The 22,651-nt window shown below is 71.1% G+C and carries 21 protein-coding genes and 1 tRNA gene; 6 read left to right on the top strand and 16 right to left on the bottom strand.

All coding sequences use genetic code 11. The features are described from left to right. Positions 1-222 precede the first annotated feature (222 nt). The 3 genes from N4G70_RS20360 to N4G70_RS20350 all read right to left on the bottom strand — a co-directional run bounded on the left by N4G70_RS20360 (position 223) and on the right by N4G70_RS20350 (position 3,111). The gene (locus N4G70_RS20360; RefSeq protein ID WP_261714105.1) at positions 223-2,361 is read right to left on the bottom strand and encodes a restriction endonuclease; all 2,139 of its coding nucleotides are present in this window, start codon (positions 2,359-2,361) and stop codon (positions 223-225) included. Positions 2,362-2,477: 116 nt separating this feature from the next. Next, positions 2,478-2,891, bottom strand: a complete 414-nt coding sequence (locus tag N4G70_RS20355) for a hypothetical protein (protein ID WP_261714104.1) — start codon at positions 2,889-2,891, stop codon at positions 2,478-2,480. 146 nt (positions 2,892-3,037) lie between these two features. After that, positions 3,038-3,111 (bottom strand) — tRNA-Thr (locus N4G70_RS20350). A 231-nt stretch (positions 3,112-3,342) separates the two neighbouring features. Here N4G70_RS20350 and N4G70_RS20345 point away from each other — a divergent pair. The 3 genes from N4G70_RS20345 to N4G70_RS20335 all read left to right on the top strand — a co-directional run bounded on the left by N4G70_RS20345 (position 3,343) and on the right by N4G70_RS20335 (position 5,862). Next, entirely contained in the window at positions 3,343-4,479 is a 1,137-nt protein-coding gene (locus N4G70_RS20345) for an ABC transporter ATP-binding protein (protein ID WP_261714103.1), read from the top strand. A gap of 210 nt (positions 4,480-4,689) precedes the next feature. Next, complete coding sequence (locus N4G70_RS20340) at positions 4,690-5,097, top strand: hypothetical protein (RefSeq protein WP_053728175.1); 408 nt, start codon at positions 4,690-4,692, stop codon at positions 5,095-5,097. Positions 5,098-5,130: 33 nt separating this feature from the next. Beyond that, positions 5,131-5,862, top strand: a complete 732-nt coding sequence (locus tag N4G70_RS20335) for a nucleotidyltransferase family protein (protein WP_261714102.1) — start codon at positions 5,131-5,133, stop codon at positions 5,860-5,862. Between the two features lie 433 nt (positions 5,863-6,295). On the opposite strand, the gene N4G70_RS20330 is transcribed toward N4G70_RS20335, so the two are convergent. From N4G70_RS20330 to N4G70_RS20300, 7 genes are all read right to left on the bottom strand, one after another. Next, on the bottom strand, positions 6,296-7,789 hold the full coding sequence (locus N4G70_RS20330; protein ID WP_261714101.1) for a DoxX family membrane protein: 1,494 nt from the start codon (positions 7,787-7,789) through the stop codon (positions 6,296-6,298). Between the two features lie 75 nt (positions 7,790-7,864). Then, positions 7,865-8,821, bottom strand: coding sequence for a 23S rRNA (guanosine(2251)-2'-O)-methyltransferase RlmB (gene rlmB / locus N4G70_RS20325; RefSeq protein ID WP_120722210.1), 957 nt, complete (start codon positions 8,819-8,821; stop codon positions 7,865-7,867). 107 nt (positions 8,822-8,928) lie between these two features. Then, positions 8,929-10,326 (bottom strand): cysteine--tRNA ligase, encoded by a 1,398-nt coding sequence (cysS, locus tag N4G70_RS20320; protein ID WP_261714100.1) that lies wholly within the window; start codon positions 10,324-10,326, stop codon positions 8,929-8,931. An 80-nt stretch (positions 10,327-10,406) separates the two neighbouring features. Next, the gene (locus N4G70_RS20315) at positions 10,407-10,811 is read right to left on the bottom strand and encodes a PPOX class F420-dependent oxidoreductase (RefSeq protein WP_261714099.1); all 405 of its coding nucleotides are present in this window, start codon (positions 10,809-10,811) and stop codon (positions 10,407-10,409) included. A gap of 66 nt (positions 10,812-10,877) precedes the next feature. After that, entirely contained in the window at positions 10,878-11,411 is a 534-nt protein-coding gene (ispF, locus tag N4G70_RS20310) for a 2-C-methyl-D-erythritol 2,4-cyclodiphosphate synthase (protein ID WP_261714098.1), read from the bottom strand. Beyond that, complete coding sequence (gene ispD, locus N4G70_RS20305) at positions 11,401-12,162, bottom strand: 2-C-methyl-D-erythritol 4-phosphate cytidylyltransferase (protein WP_261714097.1); 762 nt, start codon at positions 12,160-12,162, stop codon at positions 11,401-11,403. Before ispD ends, ispF begins: the two co-directional genes overlap by 11 nt. A gap of 265 nt (positions 12,163-12,427) precedes the next feature. Beyond that, complete coding sequence (locus N4G70_RS20300; RefSeq protein WP_120722213.1) at positions 12,428-12,910, bottom strand: CarD family transcriptional regulator; 483 nt, start codon at positions 12,908-12,910, stop codon at positions 12,428-12,430. Positions 12,911-13,524: 614 nt separating this feature from the next. Between N4G70_RS20300 and N4G70_RS20295 the strand changes: the two genes are divergently transcribed. After that, on the top strand, positions 13,525-14,193 hold the full coding sequence (locus N4G70_RS20295) for a DUF461 domain-containing protein (RefSeq protein ID WP_261714096.1): 669 nt from the start codon (positions 13,525-13,527) through the stop codon (positions 14,191-14,193). Positions 14,194-14,311: 118 nt separating this feature from the next. Here N4G70_RS20295 and N4G70_RS20290 read toward each other — a convergent pair whose 3' ends face one another. After that, entirely contained in the window at positions 14,312-14,992 is a 681-nt protein-coding gene (locus N4G70_RS20290) for a response regulator transcription factor (RefSeq protein ID WP_017242433.1), read from the bottom strand. Further along, positions 14,989-16,269, bottom strand: a complete 1,281-nt coding sequence (locus N4G70_RS20285) for a cell wall metabolism sensor histidine kinase WalK (protein WP_261714095.1) — start codon at positions 16,267-16,269, stop codon at positions 14,989-14,991. Before N4G70_RS20285 ends, N4G70_RS20290 begins: the two co-directional genes overlap by 4 nt. Positions 16,270-16,468: 199 nt before the next feature. Between N4G70_RS20285 and phoU the strand changes: the two genes are divergently transcribed. Next, complete coding sequence (gene phoU, locus N4G70_RS20280) at positions 16,469-17,146, top strand: phosphate signaling complex protein PhoU (protein ID WP_261714094.1); 678 nt, start codon at positions 16,469-16,471, stop codon at positions 17,144-17,146. A gap of 390 nt (positions 17,147-17,536) precedes the next feature. On the opposite strand, the gene N4G70_RS20275 is transcribed toward phoU, so the two are convergent. Continuing rightward, on the bottom strand, positions 17,537-17,947 hold the full coding sequence (locus tag N4G70_RS20275; RefSeq protein WP_261714093.1) for a hypothetical protein: 411 nt from the start codon (positions 17,945-17,947) through the stop codon (positions 17,537-17,539). Between the two features lie 324 nt (positions 17,948-18,271). Further along, the gene (locus N4G70_RS20270; protein WP_261714092.1) at positions 18,272-19,033 is read right to left on the bottom strand and encodes a phosphoglyceromutase; all 762 of its coding nucleotides are present in this window, start codon (positions 19,031-19,033) and stop codon (positions 18,272-18,274) included. A 212-nt stretch (positions 19,034-19,245) separates the two neighbouring features. Between N4G70_RS20270 and N4G70_RS20265 the strand changes: the two genes are divergently transcribed. Continuing rightward, a complete protein-coding gene (locus N4G70_RS20265; RefSeq protein ID WP_261714091.1) occupies positions 19,246-20,526 on the top strand; it encodes an MFS transporter in 1,281 nt (426 codons plus the stop codon). A gap of 24 nt (positions 20,527-20,550) precedes the next feature. Here the strand turns inward: N4G70_RS20265 and N4G70_RS20260 are convergent, their stop codons facing one another. Both N4G70_RS20260 and mshA read right to left on the bottom strand, forming a co-directional pair. After that, entirely contained in the window at positions 20,551-21,039 is a 489-nt protein-coding gene (locus tag N4G70_RS20260) for a YbjN domain-containing protein (protein ID WP_261714090.1), read from the bottom strand. 134 nt (positions 21,040-21,173) lie between these two features. Further along, positions 21,174-22,517 (bottom strand): D-inositol-3-phosphate glycosyltransferase, encoded by a 1,344-nt coding sequence (mshA, locus tag N4G70_RS20255; protein ID WP_261714089.1) that lies wholly within the window; start codon positions 22,515-22,517, stop codon positions 21,174-21,176. Positions 22,518-22,651 lie beyond the last annotated feature (134 nt).

Genomic DNA, 22,651 nt, shown 5'->3' with positions numbered 1-22,651 from the left:
CGCCCCTGGCGGGGTCGGTGCCGGCCTGCACCGGGCATTTCAGCCTGTCCGGCGTTTGAGGACGAGCGCCGTTCAGGCGCGATACGGGGTCTGGGGCGGAGCCCCAGAAGTGCGGCACCGGTGCCGGCCCGCAGCGGCCACCTCAGCCCGTCCGGCGATTGAGGACGAGCGCCCTTAAGGCGCGAACGGGGTCTGGGGCGGAGCCCCAGGGAAGTGGGGGGGTCAGGCGACCGTGATGCCGAACTGGGCGACCAGTTCGGCCAGCCCACCCCGATACCCCGCACCCCCCGGCACAAAGTCCCAGTCCCCACCCGCCCGACGCCGAAACGACCCCAGCACCAGCGCCGTCTCCCCCGCCCGCCCGTCGGAAACGGGCAACCGGTCCAGCTCCCGCCCCACCCCGTCCCGCAGACAGATCGCCGCATGCGTGAACCCGGCCAGATCCTGCCCGGGGTCCGCCTCGGGGTCGACCGCGGCCACCAGCACCAGCCGGTCCGCCCCTTCGGGCAGCGCGTCGAAGACGACCCGCACCGCCGTACGGTCACCCCCCACCCCCGGCACCATTCGTACGGAACTCCCGGGATTCTCGGGGTTGTTGAAGAACACGAAGTGCTCCTCACCAAGGACCCGCCCGCCCCGGCACACCAACGCGCACACGTCGAGCGACACCGACCCGGCCCAGGTCATGCCCAGCAGATTGAAGTCACGGGAGTCTTCGGAGCCCCCCACCCCCTCGGCGTCCCCGGTACCGGCACCGACACCGACACCGGCACCGGGTCCCGACCCCGACCCGGCCCGCTGAGCCGGCACCGGGGAGCCGCCCTCCCCCAGCCGCCCCCGCAACCCGTGCTGATGCAGCAGCTCCACCAGCTCCACCCCCGACACCAACGTCAGCGGCTTGCCCTCGGCGAACCCGTACGACCCGGGGCCGAAGCCCGAAGTCGTCACCAGGACGCCCTTGTTGGCCCCGGCCGCCTGCACCGTGCCGTACAGATCGCGCACCGCCGTCGGCGGGACCGTGTTGCGGTAGCGCTTGACCTGCACGATGATCCGGCCGCCGCTGATCGGGTCCGGATCGAGCGCCTCGACGTCGACGCCGCCGTCGTTGGAGCGCTGCGTGGTGAGCGCCTGCATCCCCCGGGCCCGGAACAGCTCGGCGACCAGCCCCTCGAACTCGATGGGGTCCATCGTGAACAGGTCGGGCTCGCCGCCACCTCCGTGCGACACGACACCGGTGCCGACGTCGGCGGGCCGGCGCCCCGGACGTACGGCCGCGCGCTGGTCGGGCCGGGCGGAGAGCTGCCCGCGCAGCGCCTCCACGAGGCACTCCACCGCGCTGACCTGCCCGAGGTTCAACTCCGCGAAGCCGGCGCGCGGCACGCTCACCGACGCGAGGAAGATCTCCGCGCGCCGCCCGGTGGCGGGATCCACGTCATCGACGAAGCCATTGAGGACGACCGAGTCGAGCACCCCGTACTCGTCGGCCGCGAACAGATCGCGCAGCACGAGCAGCACGCACTGCGCGAGCGCGTCCCGGTACAGCGCACGCCGCTGCGTGACGGGCCGCGCGGTCTCCTTCTCCTGGTCCGAACTGGCCACATAGCGAACGGACTTGACCTCGGGCACCACCTCGATGCCAGGCAGCTCCCAGTCGAGTACGAGCTGGCGGGCGCCCCGGTCGAAGGCGGCCGTCACCTGCCGGGGGAACCCCTCGGGCCAGGCGCCCGACGCGTACAGCGCGGCCGTGAAGTAGTCGACGGCCGCACCGGGGTCGCCGGCGCGCAGCGCGTCCACGAGCTGGGCGAGCCCGGCGTTGTGCGCACGCACTTCGGCGAGCTGCTGCGCCGCCCACGCGTCGTACTGCGCCCGGTACTCGGCGAGTTGCCGCACCCGGTGCGCCTCGGCGGCCTGCGCCGCGTGCCAGTCGTGCTGGTACCTGGCCTGCGCCTCCTGCTGCGCCTGCGCCCGCCGCCCGGCCGTCCAGCCGCCCTGCGCCTGGTAGTGCGCGGGATCGGGCATCGCCACGGGCTGGGCGAGCGGACCGGGCTCGAACGGCGCGACCCGTTCCGGCCGGGTCAGCGCCGCCACCCGGAACGGCGCCGCACGGCACCCCTCGGCCAACAGCGCGCCCATCGAGGCGACTTGAGCCTCCAGCTCCTCCGTACGCAGCCGGGCGTCCGCCTCCCGCCCCTGCCGGTACGCCGCCTGCTGCTCGCGCTGCATGCGTGCGAGATCACGCTCGTAGGCCCGCCGCTGCCGCTCCCCCTGCACGACCGCCCGCTGCTGCGCCTCCCGCTGCCGCTGCTGCTGCCGCTGCGCCTCGGCCCAAACCCCAGCCACCCCACTGGAACGCCGGCTCATACGATCTCTGCCTTTCTCCCCACACCCCGGAACGACAAGTGTCCCGGACCCGAGGGGCGGGCGACCCCGCAGGTTCGTCCTGACCGGAGTCGGAGCGGAGCCCGGCGGGCAGGCCGTCAGTGGGCGCAGTTGTCGCGCTCCTCGTGGAGGCGCCGGAGCTCACCCAGCTCCGCGGCCGGGAAGGGCTCATCCCCCCACTGCTTCCGGTAACCCTTCGCACCGTGCTTGTCCAGAACGCCCTGCGCCGCCTCCAGAACGGCGTGGGCGACGACGCGGCGCGGCTGGACCGAACTCCACCTCAGCTCGCCGTCGCCGTCCGGCAGACGGAAGCTCTCGTGCAGGTCGGGGAACCAGTAGATGTCGATCCCGACGGTCTTCCCCCCGGCCCGCAGGACCCACCTCACCTCGGGCGGCTCCATGTCGAAGGAAACCCGCCGCGCGGCGTCCGCGCCGTACAGCCCCGCCACCCCGGTGAGCAGATCGGCGAGAGCGTGGGTGCAGTAGCTGGGAGTGTCCTCGTGCTCCGACACCCCGTCACTGATCCGATACGTCGCCCACCCGGACCCCGTCAGAGCCCACCGGAACTCAAACCCGCCGGCCACTCTCTCCCCCACGGTCGTGCACCCCCGAAAACCGGAGGGCCCCAGCCAAGATCGGCTGGGGCCCTCCACCCAAGAGCCCCCTGTCGGGTTCGAACCGACGACCCCCGCTTTACAAGAGCGGTGCTCTGGCCAACTGAGCTAAGGAGGCAACCCGTGAAGTGTAACCAACCCGCGCGCGGGCGCGGCCGGAAATTCGGTGGGGTGGGCGGGCGGGGGCAGAGCCGGGGCGCGGGCCCGGCAAGTTCCCGTCTCCGGACTGCTGACAAGCCGGACACCCCCGGGGTAGCGTCCTGACCCAGTCCACTCAGGTGGACTACACCACTTCTCCCTCTACTCGGATCGTCCGGCACGTTCCTGCCGGTGAAGGGACACATCAGTCATGGCTACTGTCACGTTCGACAAGGCGACCCGGATCTACCCGGGTTCCACCAAGCCCGCCGTCGACGGGCTGGAGATCGAGATCGAGGACGGCGAGTTCCTCGTGCTCGTCGGCCCCTCCGGCTGCGGAAAGTCCACCTCCCTGCGCATGCTCGCGGGCCTGGAGGACGTCAACGGCGGTGCGATCCGCATCGGTGAGCGGGACGTCACGCATCTGCCGCCCAAGGACCGGGACATCGCGATGGTGTTCCAGAACTACGCGCTGTACCCGCACATGACGGTCGCCGACAACATGGGCTTCGCGCTCAAGATCGCGGGCGTGAACAAGGCGGAGATCCGCAAGAAGGTGGAGGAGGCGGCGAAGATCCTCGACCTCTCCGAGTACCTGGACCGCAAGCCGAAGGCCCTCTCCGGCGGTCAGCGCCAGCGCGTCGCCATGGGCCGCGCCATCGTGCGCGAGCCGCAGGTCTTCCTCATGGACGAGCCGCTCTCCAACCTCGACGCCAAGCTCCGCGTCTCCACCCGTACGCAGATCGCCTCGCTCCAGCGCCGGCTCGGCATCACCACCGTGTACGTCACGCACGACCAGGTCGAGGCCATGACGATGGGCGACCGCGTCGCGGTCCTCAAGGACGGTCTGCTCCAGCAGATCGACTCGCCGCGCAACATGTACGACCGTCCGGCCAACCTCTTCGTCGCCGGCTTCATCGGCTCGCCCGCGATGAACCTGGTCGAGGTCCCGATCACCGACGGCGGCGTGAAGTTCGGCAACAGCGTGGTGCCGGTCAGCCGCGAGGCGCTGACCGCCGCCGCCGACCGAGGCGACCGCACGGTCACCGTCGGCGTCCGTCCCGAGCACTTCGACATCGTCGAGCAGGGCGGTGCCGCCGCGCAGACCCTCACCAAGGAGTCCGCGGACGCCCCGGCCGGCCTCGCCGTCACGGTCAACGTCGTCGAGGAACTCGGCGCCGACGGCTATGTGTACGGTTCCGCCGAGGTCGGCGGCGAGACCAAGGACCTCGTGGTCCGCGTGAACGGCCGCGCGGTGCCGGACAAGGGCACACAGCTCCACGTCGTCCCGCGTCCGGGTGAGACCCACGTGTTCTCCACCTCTACGGGCGAACGCCTCACAGACTGAGTCCGTACGGCGGCCGCGACCAGCGGGTCTACGGCGACAGCGGCCCCGCACGCCCGTGCGGGGCCGCTGCCCGTTGTCGACAAATACCCCGGCACACCGCCCATTTCGAATCATGTTCGTCAACACGTGACTCGAAAAGTGACATCGAACCATCCCCCGACAGGGTGACTAAATGTCGCCAAATCATTACCCCCCGCTACGCTCGCCTCCGTGACGCACACAGCCCGCCGAATCGGCCGAACCCTCGCCCTCGTCCTGCCCGTCGTCCTCGTCCTCTCCGGGACGCTCGCGGTCACCCGGGTCAACTGGGCCGGGAACGAATCGCAGATCCTGACCGCCTCCTCGGAGAACGTCTCCGTACGCGCCAAGTCCCGCGCCCCGCAGGACGTTCTGCGCGACGCGCTGCTGACCGAGCTCCAGGAAAAGGACCCCGGCACCGCGCTGACCCACCTCCAGCGCGAGGTCGAGCACCGCCCCTCGCTCGCCCAGCACTGCATGTCCATCGCCCGCGCGCTCGGCAGGGCCGCCGTGGAGCACTACGGCCCCGTGAAGGCGCAGTCGTACTCCCGCCCCGTCTGCGACACCTCCTTCGCCTCCGGCGTGGCCCAGGAGCGGTGACGCCCCGCTGCGGGGACGCCTATCGTTCACCGCATGACTGCGAGCACGACTGCGACATTCCCGACCCAGGCCGTGGTCCTGGCGGGCGGCCAGGGCTCACGACTCCGCCCGTACACCGACGACCGCCCCAAGCCGATGGTCGAGATCCCGGGCACCGGGGTCCCGATCATCGGCCATCAGCTCTCCTGGCTGGCCGCCGAGGGCGTCACTGACGCCGTGGTCTCCTGCGGCCACCTCGCCGACGTCCTGAAGGACTGGCTGGCGAAGGCCGACCTTCCGCTGCGCGTCACCACGGTCGTCGAGGACGAACCGCTGGGCCGGGGCGGCGGCCTCAAGTACGCGGCGGCCTCGCTGCCCCACCCCGACCGGCCCTGGTACGCCACCAACGGCGACATCTGGACGCGCTTCTCGCTCCGCGAGATGGCCTCCTTCCACGGCGAGCGCGACGCGACCGCCACCCTCGCCCTGGCCCGCCCCCGCATCCCCTGGGGCGCCGTCGAGACCGACGCCTTCGGCCACATCACCGACTTCATCGAGTCGCCGCCCTCGCCGTACCTCATCAACGCGGGCGTGTACGTCTTCTCCGCGGCCTTCACCGCGATGCTGCCGGACATCGGCGACCACGAGCGCACCACCTTCCCCCGCCTCGCCCGGGAGCGGCGCCTGGCCGGGTTTCCGCTGCCGCACGGGGCGTACTGGCGCGCCATCGACACGGCGAAGGACCTCACGGAGGCCGCCAAGGAACTCGCCACACACCGCAGCTGACGCCCGCCCGTAAGCGCAGGGTTGGTGGGTTCCGGGACCTCTGGGGCTCCGCCCCAGACCCCGTATCGCGCCTTAAGGGCGCTCGTCCTCAAACGCCGGACGGGCTGAAGGTGCCCCAGCACCGAGTAGTTAAGGGGGGCGGGGAACTGCGCGGGAAGCGACCACGGTCCGCACACGACCGATGGTTTTGGGGGCGCGAGGAACTGCGCGAAAAGCGACCACGGCCCGCGGGCGAAGGCGGGTTCCTGAGGGGCGCGGGGAACTGCGCAAAAAGCGACCACGGCCCGCAGGATCGAGAGGGGCTAGGGGCGCGGGGAACTGCGCAAAAAAGCCACGCACGCCCCGCAGGCGAAGGCGGGGGCCGCGGCATGCGAAGGGGGCCGGAATGTTCCGGCCCCCTCATCCGTGCCCGTGCGCCGCCCGCGCGGCCGCGTTAGCCCAGCAACCCCCCGATCGGGTTGCGGTTGCCCCCACCACCCCCGCCACCCCCACCGGACCCACCGGACCCCGTGCCGCCCGAGGACGTCGGTCCCGCGCTCGTGGACGGCGGGGCCTGCGGGGCCGTGTGGTGGCGGGTGGGGGGCTGGCCGCCGGTGCCGGCGGAGTGGCTCGGGCGGCCGGTGGTGCCCGCCGTGGCGCTCTGGTGCGCCTTCGGCTTCTTGGACGCCTTCGCGGACGGGCTCACCGAACTCTTCGGCTTGGCCGACGGCTTGACGGCCGTGGGCGTCGTACGGGGCGCGAGCGCCGGGCCGGTCTCGCTCGGGAGCGGGGTGCCGGGCAGGTAGTTGGTCGGGTCGTCGTCGGGTCCCGGCACGGTCACCACGGTGGTGGAGCGCACCGCGCCGCCGAGCAGCGCGCCGGTGGTCAGGGTGAGGCCGACGACGACGGTCGTCATGACCAGGCCGCGCCGCAGCACCCGCCGCCGCAGCTCCCACAGTTCGGAGCGCGGGCCGAGCTTGCGCCAGGCCTCGCCCGCGAGCCGCGCGTCGAGCGAGTACACCGGGGCGCCGGCGATGATCAGCGGGGACCAGGCGGCGAGGTAGATGATGTCGGGCGCGTCATAGGCGCGTACGGTCTGCCAGCTCACGGTCACGAGCAGGGCCCCGGAGAGCAACGCCCCGAACACGGCGGCCACCCGCTGCCACAGGCCGAGCATCGTCAGTACGCCGACGACGACTTGGAGGAAGGCGACGGTGAGGCCGGCGCCCACGGGGTGCTGGAGGGCGAAGTCGCGCAGGGGCTCGGCGAGCGCCCAAGGGTGCAGCGAATGCAGCCACTTGACCATCGAGCCGCGTTCGCCGCCGTCGAAGTACACGGGGTCGCACAGCTTGCCGAGCCCCGCGTAGACCGAGATGAAGCCGAGGAAGACGCGCAGCGGGAGCAGCACCACGCCGAGGTTCATCCGGCGGCCGGGGTAGTAGGCGTGCCGGACCGGATCGGCCCCGCGCCGCTTGGCGGGCGAACCGTCGTCCGGGTCGCCGTCGAGGCCGTCGAAGTCCTCGAACTCGCCCTGGGCGTAAGCCTGTTCACCGTAGGGCGTACGCATCTGCGGGAGCAGCGCGGTCTCCGGGCCCGAACCGGCGCCGGGGATCAGCGGGGTGGGCCTCGTGTCGTCGACGGCGACCCGCGGGATGGTCTGCGTCGCGCCGGTTTCATAGCCGTCGCCGGCGCCGGCGACCGAGGTGGCACGGACCGCCTGCAAGAGGCCGCTCGCCCCCGGTGCCGACTTTCCGCTCCACACCACGGGCGCCCTGCGGCGCACCGAGGTGCCCGAAATGACGGGCTTCGGCAGCGACTTGGGTGCAAGCTGCACCCGGAAACTCGCGTGGTTGACGATGACCTGCGCGGGGTCGCAGTCCACCTTGGCCATGCTCAAGGCAGGCTGGTCGTCGAACCCGGGCCGGGGCGTTCTGGTGTCCACACTCATCTAACCGAGTGATGGGTGCTTAGGACACTGCTTGACGGGCCCGAATCTGTCCGAGACCCGTCAAGATCACCCGGCTCAGGCGCGTCGGCGGGCCGCCTCGTAGAGCACGATGCCCGCCGCCACGCCCGCGTTGAGGGACTCGGCGCCACCCGGCATCGAGATCCGCACGCGGTAGTCGCAGGTCTCGCCGACGAGTCGGCCAAGTCCCTTGCCCTCGCTGCCGATCACGATGACGACGGGGCCGCCGATCTGCTCCAGCTCCTCGACCGTGTGCTCGCCGTCGGCGGCGAGACCCACGATCGTGAGGCCTTCCTTCTTGTAGGCCTCCAGCGCGCGCGTCAGGTTGGTGACCCGGGAGACCGGCGTACGCGCCGCGGTGCCCGCCGACGACTTCCAGGCGCCCGCCGTCATGCCGGCCGCGCGCCGCTCGGGCACGACCACGCCGTGGCCGCCGAAGGCGGACGTGGAGCGGACGATCGCGCCGAGGTTGCGCGGGTCGGTCACGCCGTCCAGCGCGACGATCAGCGGGTCCTCGCCGTTGTCGTACGCGAACGTGGTGAGGTCCTGCGGCTCCGCGTACTCGTACGGCGGGACCTGGAGGACCAGGCCCTGGTGGTTGAGGCCGTTGGTCATCCGGTCGAGCTCGGCGCGCGGGGCCTCCATCAGGTTGATGTTGCCGCGCTCACCGGCGAGCTGGAGGGCCTCGCGGACCCGCTCGTCGTTGTCGATGTACTGCTGGACGTAGAGCGTCGTCGCCGGGACGCCGTCGCGCAGCGCCTCGAAGACGGGGTTGCGGCCCACGACCATCTCGGACGCGCCCTTGGCACCGCCGCGCCGGGGCGCGGGGCGACGGGTCGCGGCCTGCTTGGCCTTGGCGGTCGCGATGCGGTTCTTCTTGTGCTTCTTGCGGGCCTCGGCGGGCGGCGTCGGGCCCCTGCCTTCCAGACCCCGGCGCCGCTGGCCACCGCTGCCGACCGTCGCGCCCTTCTTGTTGGACGTGCGGCGGTTCCTGCGCTGGCTGTTCCCGGCCATGACCTACCTATTTCCTCAGTGAATCCGCGATCCACATGCGGATGCAGATCGTGTACGTACGTATATGAAGTGTGCCGCCCGATCGCCCGGGCGGCACATCAGGCCGCTCAGCGCGGGCCGAGGGTCCAGCGGGGGCCGCTGGGGCTGTCCTCGATGACCAGGCCGGACTGGGTGAGCTGGTCGCGGATCGCGTCCGCGGTGGCCCAGTCCTTGCGGGACCTGGCGGCCTCGCGCTGCTCCAGGACGAGGCGTACGAGGGTGTCGACGGCCCCGTGCAGGTCCTCGCCCCGCTCGCCCTCCTCGGCCCATTGCGGGTCCAGCGGGTCCAGGCCGAGCACGCCCAGCATGGCGCGCACCTCGGCCAGGCGCTCGGTGGCGGCTTCCTTGTCGTCGGCCGCGAGGGCGCTGTTGCCCTGGCGGACCGTGGTGTGGACGATCGCGAGGGCCCCGGGCACGCCCAGGTCGTCGTCCATGGCCTCGGCGAACGCGGGCGGCACCTCGGCGGCGGGCTCGACCACGCCCCCCGCCTTCTCCACCACGCGCTGGATGAAGCCCTCGATGCGCGCGAACGCCGACTCGGCCTCGCGCAGGGCGTCCTCGCTGTACTCGATCATGGAGCGGTAGTGCGGGGTGCCCAGGTAGTAGCGCAGCACGATCGGGCGCCACTGCTTGACCATCTCGGAGACCAGCACGCTGTTGCCGAGCGACTTCGACATCTTCTCGCCGGACATCGTCACCCAGGCGTTGTGCACCCAGTACGAGGCGAAGGCGTCACCGAAGGCCTGGGCCTGGGCGATCTCGTTCTCGTGGTGCGGGAAGATCAGGTCGAGGCCGCCGCCGTGGATGTCGAAGGCGCTGCCCAGGTACTTGTGGGCCATCGCCGAGCACTCCAGGTGCCAGCCGGGACGGCCGCGCCCCCAGGGCGTCTCCCAGTCGGGCTCGCCCGGCTTGGAGGCCTTCCACATCGCGAAGTCGCGCGGGTCACGCTTGCCGGAGACGCCCTCGTCGGGCTGGCGCAGGTCGTCGATGTCCTGGTTGGACAGCGCCAGGTACTCGGGGAAGGACCGCACGTCGAAGTAGACGCTGCCGTCCGCCTCGTAGGCGTGGCCGCGCTCGATGAGGCCGCGCATCATCTCGACCATCTCGGTGATGTGGCCGGTCGCCCGCGGCTCGTAGGTGGGCGGCAGGCAGCCGAGCGCGCGGTAGCCGTCGTTGAACGCCCGCTCGTTCTCGTAGCCGATCGACCACCACGGGCGGCCCTGCTCGGCCGACTTCTTGATGATCTTGTCGTCGATGTCGGTGACGTTGCGGATGAACGTGACGTCGTAGCCGCGGTACTCGAACCAGCGGCGCATGATGTCGAAGTTCAGCCCCGACCGGATGTGCCCGATGTGCGGAGCCGCCTGGACGGTGGCACCACACAGGTAGATCGAGACACAACCCCGCGTGAGCGGGACGAAGTCACGAATCTGCCGGGCGCTGGTGTCGTACAGGCGAATGGTCACCACACCAGGGTAGTGGCCCAATACCAGTGCCCCGCGACCCTTCCGGGCCTCGGGGCACACAATTTGGCGACTGTTGGGTGTCAGAGCATTCCGACGATCTTGCGGGGCGTGATCCGGACCACGACCCGCGGGGCGTCGTCGACCGAGGCCGGGTTGAACTCCCGGTACCTCTTGCCGGAGTACTTCATCGACAGTTCGTCGATCAGCTCCTGGCCACCCTCCGTGGTGAGCTCGGCGGTGCCCCTGATCTCGGCGTACTCGTAGGGCGAGTCGAAGCGCTGGAGGAGCACGCTGACCCGCGGGTCGCGGCGCAGGTTCTTCTCCTTGCGCCGGTCCACGGTCGTCGAGATCAGCACGTCGTTGCCGTCCCGCTTCACCCAGACCGGGGAGACCTGGGGGCTTCCGTCGGGCTGGATGGTCGCGATGTTGACGAAGACGGGGCTGTCGAGCAGTTCCTTGAGCTTGTCGCTGAGCTCAGCAGACACAGGTGCGGTCCTTCCGGAGCGGAGGTGGAACGGGTGCCTCCTCTACTACCCCAATCCGGACCTTTTTCATTGCACCCGGTACACCATCGCCGTGGCGATCGCCGCGAGTCCCTCCGCCCGGCCGGTCAGCCCGAGCCCGTCGGTGGTGGTGCCGGAGACGGCGACGCTCGCCCCGGCCGCGGTCGACAGCGCCTTCTGCGCCTCGTCGCGCCGCTTGCCGATCTTCGGGCGTACGCCGATGACCTGCACCGCGATGTTGCCGATCTCGAAGCCCTCGGCGCGCACGATCCGGGCCGCCTCGGCGAGCAGGGTCACGCCCGAGGCGCCGGACCACTCGGGGCGGTCGGTGCCGAAGTGGGCGCCGAGGTCTCCGACGCCGGCCGCGGAGAACAGCGCGTCGCAGGCGGCGTGGGCGGCGACATCGCCGTCCGAGTGCCCGGCGAGCCCGTACTCCGCGTCCCCCGGGCCGTCCCACAGCAGTCCGGCGCACCACAGCTCGCGCCCGCGCTCGAAGGCGTGGACGTCGGTGCCGATCCCGACCAGCGGGATCACGGGGAGAGGACCGGGCCGCTCCCCCTGGACGGACGCGTCAGAAGCCATCGTTGGCCCTCCGTCGTGCGAGTACGGCCTCGGCGAGTACGAGGTCGAGGGGGCGGGTCACCTTGAACGCCTCTTCGTGGCCGGGCACCACCACGACGGGCAGGCCGAGCCGCTCGATCATGCCGGCGTCGTCCGTGACGCCCTCGGTGACCGTGGCGTGGGCGCGTACGAGCGTGTCGTGGTCGAAGCCCTGCGGGGTCTGCACCGCGCGCAGCGTGGCCCGGTCGGGGGTGGCGAGGACGGGCTCGGGCGAGCCGTCGGTGCGCGGCTCGACCTGCTTGACGGTGTCGGCGAGCGGCAGCGCGGGCACCACGGCGGGCGCCCCGTCACGGACCGCCTCGATGACCGCGTCGACGGTGTCGACGGGGACGAGCGGGCGGGCCGCGTCATGGACCAGTACGGCGTCGAAGCCGGGCGGCAGCGCGTCCAGACCCAGCTTCACCGACTCCTGGCGGGTTTCGCCGCCGGGCACCACGAGGTACTCGGTCCGGCCCCAGCTGCTCCCGGGCGGGCCGCCGGGCAGCGCGTGCTCGGAGAGGAGGTTCTTCACCTCGGTCTCCCCGTCGGGCGGGGCCACCACGACGACGAGCGAGACGGCGCGGGACGCGGCCATCGCCCGGACGGCGTGGATCAGCATGGGGGTGCCGTTCAGCGCGCGGAGCGCCTTGGGGGCACCCGGGCCGAGCCGCACACCGCGACCGGCCGCTGGAATCACCGCGGCGGTGCGGAACGTGCGCGATTCGTCAGACAAGGTTTGTGTCCTCAAACGACATGGGTATGGCCTGGGGGTGCCCCTGGCTCCTGGAGCCCGGGGAGTGCCCGGCGCGATGCCCTGACCGGCCCTTCCGTGACGACTGGTCAGGCAGCCGCCCGGGCCCGGCACGCATAGGGTGCGGGCGTTGGGGCAGGGGATACGAACATGCCGCAGCGCCCGGCGACACAGCAATTTTCACTGCTGGTCAGCGGGCACCGCGGCAATGCCGGACGTCCCGGGGCGAGCCCCGGAACCAACGGCGTCAGGACGCGAGAACCTCGTCGAGAAGGGCCTCGGCCTTGTCTTCGTTGGTGTTCTCCGCGAGGGCCAGCTCGCTCACCAGGATCTGGCGCGCCTTGGCGAGCATGCGCTTCTCACCTGCGGACAGTCCACGCTCGCGCTCACGACGCCACAGGTCACGCACCACTTCCGCGACCTTGATGACATCGCCGGAGGCGAGCTTCTCGAGATTTGCCTTGTAGCGACGGGACCAGTTCGTGGGCTCCTCCGCGAACGGCGCGCGCAGCACCTCGAAGACCCGGTCCAGCCCATCCTGCCCAACTACATCGCGAACGCCGACGAACTCCGCATTGTCCGCGGGCACGCGCACAGTCAAGTCGCCCTGGGCGACCTTGAGCACCAAGTAGGTCTTGTCCACGCCTTTGATCTGGCGAGTTTCGATAGCCTCGATCAGCGCGGCCCCGTGATGGGGATAGACCACGGTGTCGCCAACCTTGAACGTCATGTGACAGGTACCCCTTCCGTGGCTATCCAGGGTAACACGGATACGGCTTCTTCTGAATGGCGTTTTCGCAGGTCAGGGCATATCTCGGGGCTTGACAACAGCGCCAGGAACGTGCTGCGGAGGCCTTGCGGAAGGCGGTATTCGCAGGTCGGAGTAGCTGCGAAGGGGCTGCAAAACCACTACGGTACGCACCCTCGATCGGGGCCCCGGACGGCCGAACGTCCCGGTTTGTCGCCTTCCGGACGGTGAACTTCATCTACTCCGTTCGGCGCCCGTTCACCCGTTCGGGCGTGCGGGATTCTTTCCGGAATTGATCAACGAACGACCCCGCCGGATCGCTCCGGAGGATTTTCCGTAAGGAATGTGTGGCGGCCGCGGGAATTGATCACCCGCCGATATGGGAACGGCACCCGAAAGACCAAGATCCGCCCGTGATCCACCCGAGTGGGACGGGCCCGTCGTCCGTAGGGGCGGGTCGGGTGCGGGACGGGTGGGACGGCTCGGTAATCTAGGCCCGCTGACACACCCTTAGCCGGCCCTCAGGCATGCGGCCGGCCGACGCTCAGCCCGTCCGAAGCCAGTCCGTCCCGTACGTCCAAGGAGTTGCCGCCGCCGTGAGCCGCAGCCTTCGACGCGGCGCCCTCGCCGCTTCTGCCATCGCGTTCTCGCTCGCCTCCCTCTCCGCCTGCGCGGCGGGCAACGGGGCCCAGACGCTCGGAGTCAAGGCGGACAACGCCTACGTCACCGTCGGCGACATCAAGGTCCAAAACGCGACGGTCGTCACCCAGCCGAAGGCCGACGCCGAGGGCCCGGCCGTCGTCGCGGCGACCCTGTTCAACAACGGCGCGGACCCGCAGACGCTGGACTCCGTCCAGGTCGGCAGCGCCACCGTCAAGCTCTCCCCCGCCAAGGGCACCGGCGCGATCACCGTCCCGGCGCACGGCTCGGTCGTGCTCGGCGGCAAGGACAACGCCTCCGCGGTCGTCGACAACGGCCGTGAGGCCGCCAAGAACGGCGACGCGCAGAAGGTCACCTTCCAGTTCAGCAAGGCCGGCGCCGTGAGCCTCCAGGCCTTCGTCGTCCCGGCCACCAGCTACTTCGCGGGCGTCGGCCCCAGCGAGGTGCCGAAGGCGAAGGAGAGCCCCGAGGCCGGCCCCACCGGCAAGGCCAGCGGCTCCCCCGAGGCCGGCGCCTCCAACTCGGCCTCCCCGAACACGGGCACCGCCAGCGGCAAGCCCGCCGGCTCCGGTTCGCCCTCGCACACCGCGACGACGGGTCACTGACCCGGCGCAGGCGGACGGCACACAAGACAGACGAAGGAGGGCGGGCCCGGATCGGGCCCGCCCTCCTTTCATGTCTCCGTCCGGCGGGTCATGTGTCCGACCCGCCGGCCATGTCGGCCTACGGCTCGAACTTGTAGCCCAGGCCCCGGACCGTCACCAGATAGCGCGGCGCGCCCGGGTCCGGCTCGATCTTGGCGCGCAGCCGCTTCACATGGACGTCGAGGGTCTTGGTGTCGCCGACGTAGTCCGCGCCCCAGACCCGGTCGATGAGCTGCATACGGGTCAGGACGCGGCCCGCGTTGCGCAGCAGCATCTCCAGGAGGTCGAACTCCTTGAGCGGAAGGTCCACCTTGCCGCCCGAGACGGTGACCACGTGGCGGTCGACGTCCATGCGGACCGGGCCCGCCTCCAGGGCGGCCGGTGTGACCTCCTCCGGCTCGCCGCGACGGCGCAGCACGGCGCGGATGCGGGCCACCAGCTCGCGGGAGGAGAAGGGCTTGGTGACGTAGTCGTCGGCCCCTATCTCCAGGCCCACGACCTTGTCGATCTCGCTGTCCTTGGCGGTCACCATGATGACCGGCACATTGGACCGCCCGCGCAGCTGACGGCAGACCTCGGTGCCCGGCAGGCCGGGCAGCATCAGGTCGAGCAGCACCAGGTCGGCGCCGTTGCGCTCGAACTCGTCCAGGCCGTCGGGCCCGGTGGCCGCCACCGCGACCTCGAAGCCCTCCTTGCGGAGCATGTAGGACAGGGCGTCGCTGAAGGATTCCTCATCCTCGACGACGAGCACTCGGGTCACGGAAGGACCTCCGGGGCAGGAACTATGGCTGGTGAGTGAGGCACAGCGGAACTGAAGGTCTCGTACGGGACGTCGTCGTCCTCGTCCACCGCCGCCGGCCCGCGCCGGGCCGACGAGCGGTCGCGGACGGCGCCGGCTTCCGGCAGTCGCAGGGTGAAGGTGGAGCCCTGTCCCTCGGAGCTCCACACCGTGACCTCCCCGCCGTGCGAGGCGGCCACGTGCTTGACGATGGCGAGGCCGAGGCCCGTGCCGCCGGTGGCACGGGAGCGGGCCGGATCCACCCGGTAGAAGCGCTCGAAGACGCGCTCGCGGTCCTTCTCGGAGATGCCGATGCCCTGGTCGGTCACCGCGATCTCGATCAAGTCGCCCCCCGGCGCCGCGATGCGCCGCGCGGCGATGCCGACGCGGGTCCTGGCCGGGGAGTAGTTGACCGCGTTCTCGACCAGGTTGCCGAGGGCCGCGGCGAGCTGGCCGCGATTGCCCCAGACGTACAGGTCGGCGGTGCCGCCCGAGGCCATGGTGATCTGTTTGGTCGAGGCGGGGTGGCGGGAGCGGTCCACGGCCTCGGCGACGAGTTCGTCGACGCGGACCGGCTCCGCGTCCTCCAGCGGGTCGTCGTTCTGGACGCGCGAGAGGTCGATGAGCTCTTGGACCAGATTGGTGAGCCGGGTCGCCTCGATCTGCATCCGGCCGGCGAAACGGGTGACCGCCTCGGGGTCGTCCGAGGCGTCCATGACGGCCTCGGAGAGCAGGGAGAGCGCCCCGGTCGGGGTCTTGAGCTCATGGCTGACGTTGGCCACGAAGTCGCGCCGCACGGCTTCGATGCGGCGGGCCTCGGTGAGGTCCTCCACCAGGAGCAGCACGAGCCGGGAGCCGAGCGGGGCCACCCGGGCCGAGACCGCGAGGGCCTCGCCCCGGCCGGTGCCGCGCCGGGGCAGGTCGAGCTCGACCTGGCGTATCTCGCCGTCGCGCCGGGTGTCACGGGCCATGTGCAGCATGGGCTCGACGGCCAGCTTGCCGCCCCGGACCAGGCCGAGCGCATACGCCGCCGAGCTGGCCTTGACCACTGAGTCACTCTCGTCGAGGACGACCGCGGAGGAGCGCAGTACGGAAAGCACCGTGTCCACGCCCGGGGGCAGGACCGCGTCCGTGTGCAGGGACGACCGGGTGGGCCGCGCCTGGTCGCGCTCGCTCCAGCGGAACGCCAGCATGGCGATGACGCCGGTGCACACGCCGGCGATCGCTGCCAATGCGGCGACTGCCGCGTTCACGTCCATGCACCCAGGTTATGCGGGGTCACCGACACTCTCCCAGCCAAATGGGTGGCAGCCCGAACGTTCGTCGCCCAGAGTTCACCGAGGTGATAGGGACGGTTCACTTCCTATGGCCGAACCGGACGCGTAACGGACGGAACGTGGAAGCGTGGGGGCCGAAGGCACCCCCGGCCCCCCGGAGACCGTTGAGAGAGGGACACCCATGCGGGACGCGTACCACGAGGAACTCGACTCGATCGGCGAGGGCCTGGTCGAGATGGCCCGGCTCGTCGGGTCGGCGGTCGGGCGCGCCACCACGGCCATGCTCGACGCCGACCTCAAGCTCGCCGAGAGCGTGATCGCGGCCGACCAGAAGGTCGACGATCTCCAGCACGACCTGGAAGCCCGCGCGATAGCCCTGCTGGCCCGCCAGCAGCCGGTCGCCACCGATCTGCGGATCGTGGTGACGTCGCTGCGCATGAGCGCCGACCTGGAGCGCTCGGGCGACCTGGCCCAGCACGTCGCCAAACTGACCCGGCTGCGCTACCCGGATCGCGCCGTACCGCACGACCTGCACGCCACCATCCTGGAGATGGGCCAGCTCGCCCAGCGCCTGATGGCGAAGGCGGCCGAGGTCATCATCACCAAGGACGTCGACCTGGCCCTCCAACTGGAGCAGGACGACGACGAGATGGACCTGCTCCACCGCACGCTGTTCCAGCACCTGATGGACGACCGCTGGAAGCACGGCATCGAGACGGCCGTCGACGTGACGCTGCTCGGCCGCTACTACGAGCGGTTCGCGGACCACGCCGTGTCGGTCGCCAAGCGCGTCGTCTACCTGGTCACGGGCGAGCACGCCGACGAACTCCAGCCGCCGACGCAGCCCGAGGGAGCCTGAGCGCTCCACACGGGGGCCCGTCCCCGAAGGGCGGCCCCCAACCGCCATGTGGGCGCGGGCAGTTGAAGCTTGCGCGCATGCGCCGTTGATGCGCCCGTCCCCGTGGGCATGCAATGGGCGAAGGCTCCACGCGTCTGCCTACCCCCGGGAGGGACCCATGGCCGATTCGCCCATGACCGAACCACGCCAGGAAGCACCCGCGACACCTGTGGAAGTGGTCCGACTGCCGCTGCTCGGCGCGTGCGGCTGCGGATCGAGCTGCGGCTGCGGCTGCCAGTCGGGCGCGCCGTGCCAGTGCGGCGGCTGTTCCTGACGACGCGGTTCCCGGCATGAGGAGGTGCCCCGCCCGGTTTCGGGCGGGGCACCTCGCGGCTCATCGCGCGCCGGGGGTCACTTCACGGTGACGCTGACCGTCGGCGACACGACCTCGTCGTACTTGATCCGCAGGTCCTGCTTGCCCTTGTCGTTGAGCTTGGCGTCCAGGGAGTAGCTGCTGCCCTGCTTGACGACGGTGCTGGCCTGCAACGTCGTCCACTTGTTGCCCTTCTTGTGCTGGAGCACCAGCTTGGTGCCTATGGGCAGGCCCTTGGTGCGGCCCGTGAAGGTCACCTTGTCGCCGGCCTTCACCGACGTCGACGAGGCCTTCACGGTGATCGAAGCGGCCGTCTTGGACGCGGAAGGACTCGGCTTGGGAGTCGCGGCCGAGGCAACGGTGCCGACGGCCCCGGCGGTCAGCAGGGCGGCGGACAGCGCGCCCGCGGCGAGGGTACGGACACAGCGGCTGCGCAGGGTGGTACTCACGTTCTGGTCTCCCGTCTTGGCGGACTCCCCCGGCACGCGGATCGCCACGTCGGGCGGGACGCACGCGGGGCGCGATGCATGTCGGGCGAAATGCACCTTTCGAGGCTAGCCAGGGAGGGAGGCGACGGCGACCGGAGAGTGGCGCGACCGTGGCAGAGCGTGACCGTGCCCGCCGTCGCCGGTCAGCCATCACCATCCGATATCTGTCATCTGCCATCTGCCATTCGGCACCCGGCACCCGGCACCCGGCACCCGGCACCCGGCACCCGGAAAACGCGAACCCCCTGACACCGGGGATGCGGCGCCAGGGGGTTCGACGGAGGGCTACTTCTTCTTGCCCTGATTCTTCACGGCCTCGATCGCGGCGGCCGCCGCGTCCGGGTCCAGGTAGGTGCCGCCCGGCTTGACCGGCTTGAAGTCGGCGTCGAGTTCGTACACCAGCGGGATGCCGGTCGGGATGTTCAGGCCCGCGATGTCGGCGTCGGAGATGCCGTCGAGGTGCTTGACCAGCGCGCGCAGCGAGTTGCCGTGGGCGGCGACCAGGACGGTCTTGCCGTCGAGGAGGTCCGGGACGATGCCGTCGTACCAGTACGGCAGCATGCGCGTCACGACGTCCTTGAGGCACTCGGTCTGCGGGCGCAGCTCCGGCGGGATCGTCGCGTAACGGGCGTCGGCGCTCTGCGAGAACTCGGTGCCGTCCTCGAGGGCGGGCGGCGGGGTGTCGTACGAGCGGCGCCACAGCATGAACTGCTCCTCGCCGAACTCGGCCAGGGTCTGCGCCTTGTCCTTGCCCTGGAGCGCGCCGTAGTGGCGCTCGTTCAGGCGCCAGCTGCGGTGCACCGGGATCCAGTGGCGGTCCGCGGACTCCAGCGCGAGCTGGGCGGTGCGGATGGCGCGCTTCTGGAGGGAGGTGTGCAGCACGTCGGGGAGCAGGCCGGCGTCCTTGAGCAGCTCACCGCCGCGCGCCGCCTCCTTCTCGCCCTTCGGCGTGAGGTTGACGTCCACCCACCCGGTGAACAGGTTCTTCTCGTTCCACTCGCTCTCGCCGTGGCGGAGCAGGATCAGCTTGTACGGTGCGTCGGCCATGCCACCGAGCCTAATCGACGTTCCGGGGCCCTCGCGCGCCCGGGGACCAAGGTCCCGGGGGCGTCTCGATTGACGGACGCCGTCAATTCGCTGGCCCCCGGAAGCGGCCCGCTTGTAACGTGCGGACATCGGCTGCACCACTTACAGGCACCACTTACAGGCACAGACCGCCGTGCCGCGTACCGGTGCCACTGCTTCCGGGGGAAATCGTCATGTCCATCGCCATGTTGAGACGCGCCGCACGAGAAACGGTCTCGGGTCTGCCCCGGGAGTTCTGGTGGCTGTGGACCAGCACCCTGATCAACCGGCTCGGGGCCTTCGTCGCCACCTTCATGGCGCTCTACCTCACCCTCGACCGGGGCTACTCGGCCTCGTACGCGGGACTCGTGGCCTCGGTGCACGGGCTCGGCGGGGTCATCTCCTCGATCGCGGGCGGTGTCATGACCGACCGCCTCGGACGCCGGCCCACCCTGGTCATCGCCCAGACCTCGACGGCCCTTTCGGTCGCGCTGCTCGGCTTCATGACGGATCCGGTGGCGATCGTGGGCGTCGCCTTCCTCGTCGGCATGGCGAGCAACGCCTCGCGGCCGGCCGTGCAGGCGATGATGGCGGACATCGTGAAGCCCGAGGACAGGGTGCGCGCGTTCTCCCTCAACTACTGGGCGATCAACCTGGGTTTCGCCGTCTCGTCGATGGCGGCCGGCTTCATCGCGCAGTACAGCTATCTGGCCGGCTTCCTCGGCGAGGCGACGCTCACGCTGGTCTGCGCGGTCGTGGTGTTCCTCAAGCTCCCGGAGTCGCGCCCGGTGCGCACGGCCGAGGAGAAGGTGGCGGAACCGGGCGTCGGCATCGGTACGGTGCTGAGGGACGGCCGTTTCATGGGCGTGGTGGGCCTGTCCTTCCTCATCTCCCTTATTTTCCAGCAGGGTTACGTGGGTCTGCCGATCGCCATGGGCACGGACGGCTTCTCCAGCTCGGACTTCGGCCTGGCGATCGCCGTCAACGGCATCCTCATCGTGGCGGTCCAACTCCCCATCACCCGCTACACCCAGCACCGCGACCCGCGCCACCTGCTGATCGTCTCGGCCCTGCTCGCGGGCTACGGCTTCGGCCTGACGGCGTTCGCGGGTTCGGTCGCGATGTACGCCCTGACGATCTGCGTCTGGACCCTGGCGGAAATCGTCAACGCCCCGACCCAGACCGGCCTGGTCGTCCGCCTCTCCCCCCTCCACGGCCGCGGCCGCTACCAGGGCGTCTACACGATGTCCTGGTCGGTGGCGGCCCTGGTGGCCCCTTTGATGTCCGGCTACGTCATCGACCACTTCGGCGCGGGCTGGCTGTGGGGCACCTGCGCGGTACTGGGAACGGCGACGGCGGTGGGGTACTGGGCGCTGATGCGGGGGTTGGCGGGCGAGCCGGGAGTGGCGGGCCCAGGTGGGCCTTCGGGCGCGGCTCGGGACCGGGTCAAGGTTCGGGCGGACTCGGGGGTGTGAGGCGGGGGTAGGCGGGTGTGCCCCCTACCCCGCCCCACCCGTCACATGCCCGAACGCCGCCAGGTTCGCCGTGGACTCGCCCCGGGACACCCTCCACGCGTACTCCCGCCGGATGGCCGACGCGAACCCCAGCTCCAGCAGGGTGTTGAAGGACCCGTCCGCCTCCTCGAGGACGACGCCGAGAAGCCGGTCGAGTTCCTCCGCCGTCACCGAGGAGAGCGGAAGCTTGCCGGCCAGGTACACGTCCCCGAGCCGGTCGACCGCGTAACTCACCCCGTACAGGCGGAGGTTGCGCTCCAGGAGCCAGCGGTGGACGGCCGGCTCGTTCTCGTCGGGGTGGCGCACCACGAACGCGTTCACGGACAGGGAGTGCCGCCCGACCCGCAGGGAGCAGGTGGTGGAGAGCTTGCGTGTGCCCGGCAGCGTCACCACGTACGCGCCGGGCTCAGGGGACTCCCACGAGAGTTCCGCGTCCTTGAGGGCCGCCTCGATGACCTGCCGCACGTCAGCCATGCCGCGAGCCTACGCGAAGCGGCGCGGCCCGGCCGAGGGAGCCGGGCACGTCCGGAGGCGCCCCGGGCCCGCCGCGGCACGGGACGCCTCACCCGCGCCGCGGCGGGGCCCCGCCCATGCCGCGGCGGTACCGCTCAGCCGTGGTGCGACCGCATCCGCCGCCGGTGCTCGTGCATCGCCGCCGTGTACACGTCCGCCGTCGCCGATGCCGCCGTCCCCCAGCCGAAGGACTGCGCGTGCCGGGCGGCCGCGTCGCCCATGCGGCGTACCAGGGCCGGGTCCGCCACGAAGCGGTGCAGGGCGCTCGCGTAGTCCTTGGGGTCGTGGCCCTGGACGAGGAAGCCCGTCGAGCCGTCCCGCACCGCCACCGGAAGCCCGCCCACCGACGCCGCGACCACCGGTGTGCCGGTCGCCTGCGCCTCGATGGCGACCAGGCCGAACGACTCGCTGTACGAGGGCATGACCAGGACGGACGCCGCCCGGAACCAGTCCGCGAGCCGGTCCTGGCCCACGGGCGGCTTGAACCGTACGACGTCGCAGATGCCGAGCTTGGCCGCGAGCTTCTGCAAGCCCTCCGGCTTGGCGAGGCCGCTCCCGGACGGGCCGCCCACGATCGGCACGATCATGCGCGAGCGCAACGACGGGTCCCGGTCGAGGAGTTCGGCCGCAGCGCGCAGCAGGATGTCGGGCGCCTTGAGCGGCTGTATGCGGCCCGCGAAGAGCGGGATGAACGCGTCCCGGGGCAGCCCGAGCCGGTCGCGTGCCGCGGTCCTGCCGTCGGCCGGGCGGAAGCGGTCGAGGTTCACACCGGGGTGGACGACGGCGACGGTGCCCGGGTCCGCGTCGTAGAAGCGGACGAGTTCGTCGGCCTCCTCGGCGGTGTTGGCGATCAGCCGGTCCGCCGCGTTCACGATCTGCGTCTCGCCGATGACCCGCGCGGCCGGTTCGGGGGTGTCGCCCTCGGCGAGCGCGGCGTTCTTGACCTTGGCCATGGTGTGCATGGCGTGGACCAGAGGCACCCCCCAGCGCTGGGCGGCGAGCCAGCCGACGTGCCCGGAGAGCCAGTAGTGGGAGTGGACCAGGTCGTAGTGGCCGGGCCGGTGGTGCGCCCAGGCCTGCATGACCCCGTGCGTGAAGGCGCAGAGCTGGGCGGGCAGCTCCTCCTTGGCGAGCCCCTCGTACGGCCCCGCGTCGATGTGGCGCACCAGCACCCCGGGCGACATCTCCACGGTCGGCGCGAGCCCGCCCGTGGTGGCCCGCGTGAAGATCTCGACCTCGATGTTGATCGCGGCGAGGCGCTTGGCCAGCTCGACGATGTACACGTTCATGCCGCCCGCGTCGCCCGTCCCCGGCTGGTGCAGCGGGGAGGTGTGGACGCTGAGCATGGCGACCCGGCGCGGCTTGCGGTGACCCCCGGGCAGCCGGAGCCTGGGCGGCCCCGCCAGGGTGCCGGCGAACCGGGACACGTACTGGCTCACGTCGAGGCCCTCCTCGGCTCGGGGCACTGCCTTCGGACGCGGAGCGGGCATACGGGCACGCCTCTCCAAAGCCCCGAACACCGGAATCCGTCCTTTCATTTCCACTTTGCCAAAATGTTGCCGGACGGGCCGGG

It is taken from the genome of Streptomyces sp. ASQP_92 (assembly GCF_025399895.1).
Taxonomy (GTDB): Bacteria; Actinomycetota; Actinomycetes; order Streptomycetales; family Streptomycetaceae; genus Streptomyces.
Note: the sequence above shows the minus strand (reverse complement) of the source record. Positions and strands in the feature narration are given on the sequence as shown.

Bases quoted from the DNA above. Each gene is read 5' to 3' on its own strand.
- N4G70_RS20345 (WP_261714103.1), top strand. From the start codon at position 3,343: ATGGCTACTGTCACGTTCGACAAGGCGACCCGGATCTACCCGGGTTCC.
- N4G70_RS20330 (WP_261714101.1), bottom strand. From the start codon at position 7,789: ATGAGTGTGGACACCAGAACGCCCCGGCCCGGGTTCGACGACCAGCCT.
- phoU (WP_261714094.1), top strand. From the start codon at position 16,469: ATGCGGGACGCGTACCACGAGGAACTCGACTCGATCGGCGAGGGCCTG.
- N4G70_RS20360 (WP_261714105.1), bottom strand. From the start codon at position 2,361: ATGAGCCGGCGTTCCAGTGGGGTGGCTGGGGTTTGGGCCGAGGCGCAG.
- N4G70_RS20335 (WP_261714102.1), top strand. From the start codon at position 5,131: ATGACTGCGAGCACGACTGCGACATTCCCGACCCAGGCCGTGGTCCTG.
- N4G70_RS20260 (WP_261714090.1), bottom strand. From the start codon at position 21,039: ATGGCTGACGTGCGGCAGGTCATCGAGGCGGCCCTCAAGGACGCGGAA.
- N4G70_RS20265 (WP_261714091.1), top strand. From the start codon at position 19,246: ATGTCCATCGCCATGTTGAGACGCGCCGCACGAGAAACGGTCTCGGGT.
- N4G70_RS20300 (WP_120722213.1), bottom strand. From the start codon at position 12,910: ATGACGTTCAAGGTTGGCGACACCGTGGTCTATCCCCATCACGGGGCC.
- rlmB (WP_120722210.1), bottom strand. From the start codon at position 8,821: ATGGCCGGGAACAGCCAGCGCAGGAACCGCCGCACGTCCAACAAGAAG.
- ispF (WP_261714098.1), bottom strand. From the start codon at position 11,411: ATGGCTTCTGACGCGTCCGTCCAGGGGGAGCGGCCCGGTCCTCTCCCC.
- N4G70_RS20270 (WP_261714092.1), bottom strand. From the start codon at position 19,033: ATGGCCGACGCACCGTACAAGCTGATCCTGCTCCGCCACGGCGAGAGC.
- N4G70_RS20285 (WP_261714095.1), bottom strand. From the start codon at position 16,269: ATGGACGTGAACGCGGCAGTCGCCGCATTGGCAGCGATCGCCGGCGTG.